Origin of the sequence: Nocardiopsis endophytica (assembly GCF_027706725.1) — a bacterium.
GTDB lineage: Bacteria > Actinomycetota > Actinomycetes > Streptosporangiales > Streptosporangiaceae > Nocardiopsis_A > Nocardiopsis_A endophytica.
On record NZ_JAQFWQ010000165.1, the window covers coordinates 1 to 12,127 of the forward strand.

Consider the following 12,127-nt stretch of genomic DNA (forward strand, 5'->3'; position numbering starts at 1 on the left):
ATCACCCCCGACCCGGCGCCCGGCCCGTAGTTGCACTCACCACTTGACACCGCCGTCCGGTTCAACCCCGAGTTCCCCGAGATCAACGCGGAGGGGGCCGTCCGAGTGGTGTATACCGGGCATAACGGGCACGACTGGGGGCTTCAGTGATCCTGCGTCGTGAAACCGACGCTTTTGGGCTGATCAGGCGTCGGTTTTACGACCCAGGATGGCCGCCTCGGCGCGTGTGGCCCCAAAGCAGAACGCCGCCCCCGTTGGGGGCGGCGTTTTCGCTGAGCCGCCTGTCGGAATCGAACCGACGACCTATTCATTACGAGTGAATCGCTCTACCGACTGAGCTAAGGCGGCATACGGCTCCGCTCGTCGCGGAGCCGCACCCAGTCTAGCGCCTCTCGGCACCTGCTGTGTCCCGGCGGGCGGCCCTCGCCCGGCCGGGCCCCTCCGGCCGGTCAGGCGCCGCAGGTCAGGCCGTCCTCCGGGACCTGGTGCTCCAGGAGGTAGGCGTCGACCGCCGCGTCCACGCACCGGTCCCCCGAGCGGTAGGCGGTGTGGCCGTCGCCCTCGTAGGTCAGCAGCACCCCCGAGTCGAGGCCCCCGGCCAGCTCCTCGGCCCAGGCGTACGGCGTGGCCGAGTCCCGGGTGGTGCCCACCACCAGGACCGGGTCGGCGCCCGGGGCGTCGGCCTCCCAGTCGTCGGCGACCGCCTCCTGAGGCCAGTAGGCGCAGGTGAACGCCGCCCACGCCGACGACGGCCCGAACAGCGGGGACGCCTCCGCGGCCTCCTCCGCCGCCTTCCGGTAGGCCTCGGGGTCGCGCGGCGCCGGGGCGTCCGAGCAGTTCACCGCCACCAGCGAGGACACCGAGTTGGTGAAGGCGTCCGGGTCGTCCCGGTCGTAGAGGCGGTCGCCCAGGCGCAGCAGCGCGGTGCCGTCGCCGTCCTCGAACGCGTCGGTGAGGGCGTCGCGCACCTCGCCCCAGTAGCTCTCGCTGTAGAGCGCGCCCATGATGCCCATCTCCACCCGGGCGCGGCCCACCTCGCGGCCGTCGTCCATGGCGTTGTCCAGCGGCTCGCGCCCGGCCTCGTCCAGCAGGCCGGCGATCCGGTCCACCCCGGCGTCCACGCCGTCCTCCTCGCCGCCGAGCGGGCAGCCGTCCCGCCCCTGGCAGTCCTCCACGAACGCGCGCAGCGCCGTCTCGAACCCCCCGGCCTGCTGCACCGTGGTCTCCAGCGCGTCCAGGTCCGGGTCCATGGCGCCGTCGAGCACCATGGCGCCCACGCGCTCGGGGAACAGGTCGGCGTAGTAGGCCCCGATCAGGGTGCCGTAGGACTTGCCGAGGTAGGTGAGCCGCTCGTCGCCCAGGACGGCGCGCAGCACGTCCATGTCCCGCGCCACGTTCTCGGTGCCCATGTGCATCATGAGGTCCCCGGCGCGCTCCCGGCACCCGTCCACGAACTCCCGGACGGACTCCTCCAGCTCCTCCACCCCGGCGTCGCCGACCTTCAGCGGGTCGCCGTCCTCGCTCTCCAGGTCCGCCCCCAGGTAGTCGTCCATGCGCTCGGGCGGCAGGCAGGAGAGGGGCTCGCTGCGGGCCACCCCGCGCGGGTCGAACCCGACCACGTCCAGGCGCTCGCGCACGTCCTCGCTGACGGCGCTGGTGGCCGCCCCCGCGTAGTCATAGGCCGATCCCCCCGGACCGCCCGGGTTCACCAGCAGCGCCCCCTCCGACTCCCCCTCGGCGGGCAGCCGCTTGACGGCGATCTCCAGGGAGCGCCCGCCGGGGTCGGCGTAGTCCATGGGGACCTCGAACACGCCGCACTCGAACCCGTCGCCGCCGTCCGGACAGGGCCCCCAGTCGATGCCCTGGGTGTAGAACGGCTCCAGCGCCGCGTCGGGGGCCGAAGACCCGGGGTCCGGGGCGCCGCCCTCCTCCCTTGAGCATCCGGCGGCGATGACGACGAGTGCCGCGGCCGCGGCGGCCGCCGAGCGGAGCCTCTTCACGGGGGACTTCCTTCGCGTCGGGGAGGGGACGGCACCGAGCCTGCCACAGCCCCCGCCCTCAGCCCTCGTACAGGGCCGCCGTCATCGCCTCCAGGGCGATCTGCGGGTGCACGTTGGCGTCGATGCGGCGGCGGCACTCCATGACCGCGTCGATGCGGCGCAGCGTCGACTCGGGCGCGGAGCCGCGGGCCACCCGCTCCAGGTCGCCGCGGGCCGACCCGGTCGGCAGCTCGACCGGGGCGCCCATCTGCAGCGCCAGCACGTCCCGGTAGAACAGCACCAGCTCGGTCAGCGCCGTGTCGTAGGTGTCGCGCTTGATCCTGGTGGCGCGGCGCTTCTGGCGCTCCTCCAGGTCCTTGAGCGCCCCGGCGGCGCCCCGCACCGCCTTGGCCACGCCCTTGCCGGTGCCGCCCTCGCCGAACGCCGCCTTGACCTCGGCGCGCTCGGTCTCGTCCAGCGCCGCCGACACCGCCTTGGCCTCGGCCTCGGCCAGCTCGTACAGGCGCGCGGCGGCCGAGACGCAGGCGCCCGTGCCGTCCAGCCGGGCCGGGAGGGAGAGCACCTCAGCGCGGCGCTCGCGCGCCTCGGCGTCGCTGGCCAGCAGCCGCGCCCGGTCCAGCCGGCCCGCCGCGGCCCGCGCCGCCTCGGCCGCCGCGGACTCCTCCAGCCCGTCCCGCTCGACCAGGGCCCGCACCACCGCAGCCGTGGACGGGGTGACCAGGCGCACCAGGCGGCACCGGGAGCGGATGGTGACGAGCATGTCCTCTGCGGTGGGCGTGCACAGCAGCCACACCGTGCGCGGGGAGGGCTCCTCCACCGCCTTGAGCAGGGCGTTCGAGGCGGCCTCGGTGGCCCGGTCGGCGTCCTCGAACAGCACGACGCGGAACCGGCCGGAGGCCGGGCGCGCCGCCGCCTGCAGGACCAGCTCGCGGGTGCGCTCCACACCGAAGCTGAGCCCGCTGGGTCGCACGTACAGGACGTCGGCGTGGGTGCCGGTGAGGACCTGGTGGCAGGAGGGGCAGTGGCCGCACCCGCCGTCGGGGCACTGCAGCGCGGCGGCGAACGCGCGCGCCGCCTCGCTCCGCCCGGAGCCGGGCGGGCCGGTGAACAGCCAGGAGTGGGTCATCGACCCGCCGCCCCCGCCCGCGGCGTCGGCGGCGGCCGCGCGCAGCGCGGCCACCGCCTCGTCCTGGCCCACCAGGTCGTCGAAGACGCTCATCGCCCCAAGGATAGGGGCGGGCACCGACGCGCGGCGCCCGCCACCGGAAACCCGCCCTGGCGCCCGCGCGGACAGGCGGGTGTGCTCGGCGTTGATCTCGGGAGAAACGACGCTACAGGGCCGCCTCAAGTCTCGGGTTTTCGGTATGTGGGGGAGCACCAGCGGCAGTGACCCGCCTGGCGGGTCACTGCCGCTGGTGCTCCCTGTGGGCCGTTTTCAGGGGCGTATTTCCCGAGATCAACGACGCGGGGGCGGGGTCCGCCCCGCCCGTCCGCGGCGGCTCCTAGTCGTCGCCGTCCGGGTCGCCGACCACCGGCATCATCCCGGTGATCGCCTCGGAGTCGGAGGGGACCGGGTCGGGCAGCAGCGGCCGCAGGCGGCGCTGGATCTCCCGGGTGACCCGCTCCTGAGACTCGCGCGCGTCGACCACCAGGTAGCGCTCGGGCGCCGCGTCGGCCAGTTCGCGGAAGCCGCGCCGGACCCGCTCGTGGAAGTCCTGGGACTCGGCCTCGATGCGATCGGTGCCGCCGCCCAGCCGGGACAGCCCGTCCTCGGCCGGGAGGTCGAGCAGCACCGTCAGCCGCGGCACCAGCCCGCCGGTGGCCCAGTCGTTCACCCGGGCGATCTCCTCGGACGGCAGCTCCCGCCCGGCGCCCTGGTAGGCCAGGGTGGAGTCCACGTAGCGGTCGCTGATGACGATGGCGCCCCGGCGCAGCGCGGGCAGGATCACCTGGTGCACGTGGTCGGCCCGGTCCGAGGCGTACAGCAGCGCCTCGGCCCGCGGCGACATGCCCGTCTGCTCCTTGTCCAGCAGCAGCGCGCGCAGCCGCATGCCGAGCTTGGTGGCGCCCGGCTCGCGGGTGGTGACGACCTCGAAGCCCTCCTCGCGCAGCCACACCGAGAGCTGCTGGACCTGGGTGGACTTCCCGGCGCCCTCGCCGCCCTCCAGCACCACGAAGGTGCCCGGCAGGGCGGTGTCCTCGCCGTCGGCCGCCTCGGTGCGCACCGGCACCCCGCGCAGCGCCGCCAGCAGCTCGGTCATCAGCGGCACGTCGCCCGCGTCGGCGTTCATCTGCCGGTAGGAGACCACCGCCACCACGACCGCCAGCACCGCCGCCACCATCAGCACCGCGCCGGTGCCCAGGAAGTCGTAGGTCAGGTCGCGCACCGACAGGGTGTGGTCGCCGATGGCGGCGGCCAGCAGCGGGGACAGGGCCACCGCGCCCAGCAGCACCAGGCGCCCGGCGGCGTGCAGGAACGCGAAGGTGCGGCCGCGGACCTCGTCCTGGACCTCCTGGCCCATCAGGGTCAGGCCGATCACCCAGGCCAGCCCGGCGCCGGCGCCCACCACCGCGGTGAGCACCGCGGCCAGCACCATGTTCGGCACCAGCCCGGTGAAGAAGAGCGCCACCCCGGCCGTGCCCAGGGCCAGGCCGAACAGGCGGCGCCGGCTGAACTCGCGCAGCGTGCGCGGCCCGGCCAGCATGCCCAGCGCCATGCCCGCGAACAGGGCGCCGAACAGCACGCCGAACCCGGCGTTGCCCGCCTCCAGCTTGTCCACGAACACCCGGCCGACGCCGACCACGGCGCCCCCGGCGGCGAACGCCCCGAGCATGCCGAGCATCAGCCCGCGCACCAGCGGGGTGGACCCGGCGAAGCGCCAGCCCTCCCAGATGGTGCGCAGCGGGTTCGCCTGGCCGTCGCCGGAGGCCCGCGCGGCGCGGCGCTCGGCCGCCGCCTCCTGGCGGCGCGCCTTGGCCTCCGCCCGCTCGGCGGCCTTGCGCTCCTGCTCGCTCGGGACCGCCGGGACCTCCAGGGTGGCGGCCTGGCCGATGGGCGCGGTCAGCTCGTTGGGGTCGGCCTCCTGCGGCGGGAGGGGGACCTCCTCGGTCCGGTCGTCGTCGGCACCGGCCGGGGCCGCGGGCGCGGCCCGCTCCGGGCGGCCGGGCAGCGGAAGCGTCCAGACCACCGCCGCGGCGATGAAGAACGTGAGGCCGTTGATGTACAGCGCGATGTCGGCCTCGGGGGTGGCCATGGCCGGGAACAGCATGCCCAGCACCGTGCTGAGCGAGGCCAGCAGGGCGAACAGCCCGGCGGCCACCGGGGCGGTGCCGTAGGCGGTCAGCAGGGTGAGCTGGTTGGCCTGCTCCAGCTTCTTGCGCGGCACCAGGTTGGGCACCGAGGCGTCCTTGGCGGGCGTCCAGAAGATCGCCACGCACTCGGCCAGGAAGTTGGCCACCAGCAGCCAGTCGAGCCGCCCCACCACCGGGATGGACACGTACAGCAGGCCGCGCAGCACGTCGGCGGCGACCATGGTCAGGCGGCGGTCGAACCGGTCGGCCACCACGCCCGCGAACGGGCTGAGCAGCAGCCACGGGGCGATCTTGAGCAGCACCACGCCGCTGACCGCGAAGTACTGGACCACCGGCGAGGCGTCCATGGTGAGGATCGTCGCCAGCGACATCAGCGCCAGCAGGCTGAGCCAGTCGCCCAGGCTGGACAGCGACAGCGAGATCCACAGCCGTCGGAAGGGCGGGTTCGCCAGAACGCTGCGCGCCTCTCCGGGCGCTCCTAGAGGTGCAGATCTGCTCATAGTCGTGAAGGGTAGCGGCGCGTCCGGAAGGGGACGGGCGCGCGGCCGGGCCGGGGACTGGGGACGGGCACGGGCGCCGCCGGGGCCTGCCGGGTTCCCTTCGGGGCTCGTCGCACCGGGCGGACCCGTGCGCGGCACACTACTGCCGCGCACGGATCGGCGCCACCTCAGGAGGCGGGGCCGGAGGTCCCGCCCTTACCGCCCTTGGGCTCGCCGGTCTTCTTCGCCGACGGCTTCTTGGCCGAGGACTTCCTGGTGGTGGTCGCCCCGGTCGTCTTCTTGGCGGCGGTCTTCTTCGCCGGCGCCTTCGCGGCCGGGGCCTTCTTCGCGGGCGCCTTGGCGCGGCGCTCGGCCAGCAGCTCGGCGGCGCGCTCGTCGGTGATCGACTCCACCTCGTCCCCCTTGCGGAGCGAGGCGTTGGTCTCCCCGTCGGTGACGTAGGGCCCGAACCGCCCGTCCTTGACCACCATCGGCTTCTCGGTCGCCGGGTCGGTGCCCAGCTCGCGCAGCGGGGCCGCCGCCGCGCGCCGGCCGCGCTGCTTGGGCTTGGCGAACAGCTCCTGCGCCTCCTCCAGGGTGACCGTGAAGATCTGCTCCTCGGTCTCCAGGGAGCGGCTGTCGGTGCCCTTCTTCAGGTAGGGGCCGAAGCGGCCGTTCTGCGCGGTGACCTGCTCGCCGTCCAGCTCGCCGACCACGCGGGGCAGGGACAGCAGCTTGAGCGCTTCCTCCAGGGTGACCGTGTCCGGGCTCATCGACTTCAGCAGCGAGGACGTGCGCGGCTTGGCGGCCTGCTTGGAGCGGCCCTTGGCCTTCTTCTCGCCCTCGGGGGCGGGTTCGGGCTCGGGCACGACCTCGGTGACGTAGGGCCCGAACCGCCCGTTCTTCACCACCACGGCGCGCCCGGTCTCCGGGTCGGTGCCCAGCTCCCGGTCGTCGCTGGGGGCCGCGAACAGCTCCTCGGCCTTCTCCGGCGTCAGCTCGTCGGGGGCCAGGTCCTCGGGCACGTTCACCCGGCGGCCGTCGCGCTCCATGTAGGGCCCGTACCGGCCCACCCGCATCACGATGTCGGTGCCCGGCACCGGGAAGGAGCTGATCTCGCGCGGGTCGATCTCGGCCAGGTGGTCGCCCACCAGCTCCTTGAGGCCGGTCTCCTCGTCGTCGCCGTAGTAGAACCGGCGCAGCCAGGGCACCCGCTCGGCGTCGCCGCGCGCGATGCCGTCGAGCATGTCCTCCATGCGGGCGGTGAAGTCGTAGTCGACCAGGTTGCCGAAGTGCTTCTCCAGCAGCTGCACCACGGCGAAGGCCAGGAAGGACGGCACCAGCGCCGAGCCCTTCTTGAACACGTACCCGCGGTCGAGGATGGTGCCGATGATCGAGGCGTAGGTGGAGGGGCGCCCGATCTCCCGGTCCTCCAGCTCCTTGACCAGCGTGGCCTCGGTGTAGCGCGCGGGCGGGCGGGTGCTGTGCCCCTCGGCCTGCATCTCCTCGGACTTGAGCGGCTGGCCCTCCTCGACCGGCGGCAGCCGCCGCTCGCGGTCGTCCAGCTCGGCCTCGGGGTCGTCGGCGCCCTCCACGTAGGCCTTGAGGAAGCCGTGGAAGGTGATGATCTTCCCGGTGGCGGTGAACTCGGCCTGCTCCCCGGAGGAGGAGGCGCCGGCCACCTTGACGGTGACCGACTCGCCCACCGCGTCCTTCATCTGGGAGGCGACGGTGCGCTTCCAGATCAGCTCGTAGAGCCGGTACTCGGCGCCGGACAGCCCCGTCTGGGCGGGGGTGCGGAAGGTGTCCCCGGCCGGGCGGACCGCCTCGTGCGCCTCCTGGGCGTTCTTCACCTTGCTGGAGTAGACGCGCGGCTTGGCCGGGACGTGGTCCGCGCCGTACAGGCGGGTGGCCTGGTCCCGGGCGGCGGCCACGGCGCTGTCCGACAGCGTGGTGCTGTCGGTGCGCATGTAGGTGATGAAGCCGTTCTCGTAGAGCCGCTGGGCCACCTGCATCGTCTGCTTGGCCGACAGGCCCAGCTTGCGCGAGGCCTCCTGCTGCAGCGTGGTGGTGCGGAACGGGGCGTACGGCGAGCGCTTGTAGGGCTTGCGCTCCACGGTGCGCACCGCGAAGTCGGAGCCGGAGAGCCGCTCGGCCAGGGCTCTGGCGGCCTGCTCGTCCAGGTGCAGCACGCCCGAGGCCGAGCGCAGTTCCCCCTGGGCGGTGAAGTCGCGGCCGACCGCGACGCGCGCGCCGTCCACCGCCACCAGGTTGGCGGTGAAGGTGCCGGGGCCCTCGCCCGCGGCGCCCAGGGTGTCGAAGACCGCCTTGAGGCCCCAGTACTCGGCGGAGGTGAACGCGATCCGCTCGCGCTCGCGCTCGACCACCAGGCGGGTGGCCACCGACTGGACGCGGCCCGCCGACAGCTTCGGCATGACCTTCTTCCACAGCACGGGGGAGACCTCGTAGCCGTAGAGGCGGTCCAGGATGCGCCGGGTCTCCTGGGCGTCGACCAGGCGCAGGTTCAGGTCGCGGGTGTTCTCGGCGGCGTGGCGGATCGCGTCCCGGGTGATCTCGTTGAAGACCATCCGGCGCACCGGGACCTCGGGGGCCAGCTCCTCGCGCAGGTGCCAGGCGATGGCCTCGCCCTCGCGGTCCTCATCCGTGGCCAGGTAGAGCTCGTCGGCCTGGGCCACCAGCTCCTTGAGCTTCTTGACGTGGGACTTCTTGTCGGTGTTGACCACGTAGATCGGCTCGAAGTCGTGCTCGACGTCCACCCCGAGCCGGGCCCAGGGCTCCGACTTGTAGCGCGCCGGGATCTCCGCGGCCTTGGTCGGCAGATCGCGGATATGGCCGATGGAGGACTCGACGGTGTAGCCGGGACCGAGGTAGCCCGCGATCGTCTTCGCCTTGGCGGGCGACTCGACGATCACGAGCCGGTTCCCCCCGGTCGCCGTCCCGGAGTCCTTCGAGCCGTTCTTGCCGGCGCTGCCCTTCTTGGGTGGCACGCTCTTCCCCTACGTCTCGCCTTGCGCTGTCTGTGCGGCCCGCCGCGGAGCCTGTCGGATCCCCCGCAACTGACGGTAACCGACGGGCCCGCGGATCGCTTCCCGGTCGGCACGGCTCCGTGCCCGCCCCTCCCCCGGGCGCCCCTCGGGCCGCGGAGCCCGTGGCGCGAATCCTGCGGGAGTCGCAGAATAGGCGCAATGGTGGAGTACGAGTACCGGGAGATCGTCTTCCCGAGGGGGACGTCGCGCAGTGTGACGCGGCAGGCGTTGACCGACCACGCCGAGTACGGCCGGTGGGAACTGGCCCGTGTACGCGTCTACCGCGACGGCACCCGCAGGGTGACCGTCCGCCGGAGGATCATCCGACAGGTCCGCACGTTGTGAATTCCCTCACAGTAACCCCGGAGGGCGCTCGCGCCCCAACGGATTCGCCGGTCACGAAGGTATACCGGCAATCCCGGCCGGGTGGCCGGATCCGGCCGTGATGCCGCGCACCGGACGCACGCGGCGAGCCCCCGCGGAAGGCCGCACGCCTCCGCGGGGACTCGCCTCGCCTTCGCGCCGCGCGGGCGGCGCCCCCGGTCCCCCGCCTGTCCACCGCGTCTGTCGGAAACGGGGGTGGGAACGCGCCGCCGCGCGGCAGTCCGGTGCTACAGGCCCAGGCCCAGCCCCTCGGTGACGCCGCCGGCCACGCCGTCGGTCACGGAGGTCAGGTCCTTGGCGTCGCCCCCGGCGGGCAGGCCCGACAGCTCGGCGGGCGCCTCGGGGGCCTCGGCCGCGGGCGCCTCGACGGGCGCCTCGGGCAGCTCTTCGGCGCTCAGCGGCAGCGAGTCGGTCGCCGGCAGGTTCACCGGGTCCGGCAGCTCGTTGCTGAGCGGCAGCGCCTCGGAGCCGGGCAGCTCGGGCGCGGACGGGGCGGCGGGCAGCTCGTTGCTCAGCGGCAGCGTGTCCAGCGGGGCGGGCAGCGTGCCGGCGTCGCCGGCCTCCTGCCGGGCCGAGGACGCGTCCGAGGTCCGCACCATCTCGGTCTCGCCGTGGTCGACCCAAGCGCCGGTGTCCTCGGAGGCGGCGGCGGCCGTGCTGGCGATCCCGGAGACCGCGTTGCCCGAGACGTTCACGGGAACGTCGGCGTCGACCACGCCCTGGTTGCCGCCCAGCACCGAGCCGTTGCCCGAGGTCACGATGCCCCGGTGGTCCTCGTCCCAGACGTAGGCCCCGGTGTCCTGAGAGGTCGCGGCGGCGCTGCTGAGCACCCCGGCGACCGCGTTGCCCGAGACGTTCACGGGAACGTCGGCGTCGCCGACGATCTGGTTGCCGCCGACCACGGAGCCGTTGCCGGAGGTGACGATGTCCTCGACCTGGCCGTGGCTCTGGTGCAGCACGGGCCCGGCCTCGACGCCGTCGCCCTGCAGGTGGGTCGGCTGGGCGGCCGCGCTCAGGGTGTCGACCAGGCCCCCGGTGCCGGGCGCGAGCTGGGACAGGCGGTAGCCGTTGTCGCCGCCGTCCCCGTTGTCGCCGCCGTTGTCACCGTTGCCGCCGCCGTTCATGCCGCCGTCGGTCTCGTCGACGAACGCGCCGGTGTCCTTCGAGGCCGCCGCGGCGACCCCGCCGACGGCGCCGACCGCGTTGCCGGAGGCGTTGACCGGGACGTCGAGGTCGAGCACGCCCTGGTTGCCGCCCAGCACCGAGCCGTTGCCCGAGGTGATCGGGGCGTCGTCGCCGTGGTGGTCGATGACCCGGGCGCCGGTGTTCTTCGAGGTGGCGCTGGCGGTGCTGCCGCCCAGGGCGATCGCGTTGCCCGAGACGTTCACGGGCACGTCGGCGTTGCCCACGATCTGGTTGCCGCCGCCGATGGAGCCGTTGCCCGAGGTGATGGGCGCGGAGTCGGCGAAGGAGACACCGGCGCCCAGCGCGACGAACCCGGCGGTGAGCAGGGCCGTCTTGGCGGAGGTGCGAACCCACTTGCGCATGTGGGATTTCCTTTCAGAGTACAGCGTGGAATGAGATGGAACCGTGCGTGACCGCTCGCGCCCCGGCGCCCGTGGATCGGGCACCGGCACGTCCTGGGCCGGACGGGGGCGCGCTCCGGTCACACCCTGATGCGTGGGTGGTGCACGCCCTGTGTCAGCTCCGCTCTGGCCGAGCGGCGGCTGACGTGAACCCCGCGGACGGGCCGTGCCCGCGGGACTCGCGTCAGCCCCCGGTCCTTCAAGGACCGGGAAGCCTGGTCCTTCACGCCCTCCTGCGGCGGCGCCCGGCGACCAGCGCCGCCAGCCCCGCGCCGAGGGCCACCACGCCGGCGACGGCGGTCGCCGCCGCACCGGGGCCGGTGACCGGGAGGCCGCCCGCGGCCTCCCGGGCCGCCGCGGGCGGGGCCGCGGCGGAGGGCGACTCGGCTGGCGCGGCCGCCACGGGGGCGGACTCCCCGTGGTCCCGGCGCTCCTCGGGGGCGGCCTGCCCGCCCTCGCGCTCCTCCTCTTCAGGCGGGGCGTAGCCCTCCTCCTCCGGCGCGTAGCCGTCGGGGCTCTCCTCGGGGAAGGGCTCGTCGTAGCCGCCGTCGTAGCCGTCTTCGCCGTCCCCGCGGTCGGACCCGTCGCAGGATGCGGTGGCGCTCCCCCCGACCGCCACCGCGTTGCCACAGGCGTTGACCGGGGCGTCGGCACCGGCGCCCGCCTGGTTGCCGCCGAGCACCGACCCGTCGCCGGAGGTGGTCGGCGAGCCCGAGCCGCCGGAGGCCCCCGCGCCGGAGTCCGAGCAGCTCGCCCCGGCGGTGCCGAGCACGGCCACCGCGTTGCCGCAGACGTTGACCGGGGCGTCGGCGTCGACGCCGGCCTGGTTGCCGCCGAGCACCGACCCGTCGCCGCCGGTCGTGGCGGCGGCGGCCGGGGCGGCCGCCGCGGCGATGACGCCTGCGGCCGCGAGGGCGGCGAGTGTGGTCCTGGACATGGGTCGGATCCTTTTCCGTGGAGCGGACGTGTCGCGGAAGGTCACCGGAGCGGGGCACGGCGACGGGGCGGGGGCGCGGGGCGGCCGCGGCGCGCACGCCGGGGCCGGGCGGCGCCCGCCGCCTGGAGTGGGAGTACTAGTCGGGCGAGTACGACGGGTCGTCCGCGGCGTCGCGGACGACCAGGGTCGGGTCGCCGGGAAGGACCGCGCGCTGGGCGACGGGGCGCAGCGCGGCGCCGCGCTGCTCGAGCCCGACAACGGCCCCGGGCGCGGGGGCGGGGTCGTCCCCGGCCGCGGGCGCCGTCCCCCACGGCTGCTGCGCGGGGGCCACGCCGCACGCCTCGGGGTCGGCGGGCGCCGCACCCCCGGGCGCCGCACCCCC

The 12,127-nt window shown here is 74.6% G+C and carries 7 protein-coding genes, 1 tRNA gene and 1 pseudogene; 1 reads left to right on the forward strand and 8 read right to left on the reverse strand.

Annotated features, from left to right (window positions below; genetic code table 11):
- Window positions 1–275: 275 nt before the first annotated feature.
- The 5 genes from O4J56_RS30670 to topA form a co-directional block, all read right to left on the reverse strand.
- Window positions 276–348: transfer RNA gene (locus O4J56_RS30670), tRNA-Thr, on the reverse strand.
- A gap of 101 nt (window positions 349–449) precedes the next feature.
- Window positions 450–2,000: an alpha/beta hydrolase gene (locus O4J56_RS30675; RefSeq protein ID WP_270690637.1), complete on the reverse strand. Its 1,551-nt coding sequence runs from the start codon at window positions 1,998–2,000 to the stop codon at window positions 450–452.
- Between the two features lie 58 nt (window positions 2,001–2,058).
- Window positions 2,059–3,219 (reverse strand): DNA polymerase III subunit delta', encoded by a 1,161-nt coding sequence (locus O4J56_RS30680; RefSeq protein ID WP_270690638.1) that lies wholly within the window; start codon window positions 3,217–3,219, stop codon window positions 2,059–2,061.
- Window positions 3,220–3,502: 283 nt separating this feature from the next.
- Window positions 3,503–5,812: a dTMP kinase gene (tmk, locus tag O4J56_RS30685; RefSeq protein WP_270690640.1), complete on the reverse strand. Its 2,310-nt coding sequence runs from the start codon at window positions 5,810–5,812 to the stop codon at window positions 3,503–3,505.
- 167 nt (window positions 5,813–5,979) lie between these two features.
- A complete protein-coding gene (topA, locus tag O4J56_RS30690; protein ID WP_270690642.1) occupies window positions 5,980–8,799 on the reverse strand; it encodes a type I DNA topoisomerase in 2,820 nt (939 codons plus the stop codon).
- A gap of 198 nt (window positions 8,800–8,997) precedes the next feature.
- Between topA and O4J56_RS30695 the strand changes: the two genes are divergently transcribed.
- Complete coding sequence (locus tag O4J56_RS30695) at window positions 8,998–9,183, forward strand: DUF5703 family protein (RefSeq protein ID WP_017626848.1); 186 nt, start codon at window positions 8,998–9,000, stop codon at window positions 9,181–9,183.
- Window positions 9,184–9,449: 266 nt separating this feature from the next.
- Here O4J56_RS30695 and O4J56_RS30700 read toward each other — a convergent pair whose 3' ends face one another.
- The 3 genes and pseudogenes from O4J56_RS30700 to O4J56_RS30710 form a co-directional block, all read right to left on the reverse strand.
- On the reverse strand, window positions 9,450–10,769 hold the full coding sequence (locus O4J56_RS30700; RefSeq protein ID WP_270690644.1) for a hypothetical protein: 1,320 nt from the start codon (window positions 10,767–10,769) through the stop codon (window positions 9,450–9,452).
- Between the two features lie 262 nt (window positions 10,770–11,031).
- Window positions 11,032–11,745 carry a chaplin family protein gene (locus tag O4J56_RS30705; protein WP_270690645.1) on the reverse strand — a complete coding sequence of 238 codons (714 nt, stop codon included), beginning with the start codon at window positions 11,743–11,745 and terminating at the stop codon, window positions 11,032–11,034.
- 136 nt (window positions 11,746–11,881) lie between these two features.
- Window positions 11,882–12,127, reverse strand: a pseudogene (locus O4J56_RS30710) (hypothetical protein); the annotation flags it as partial.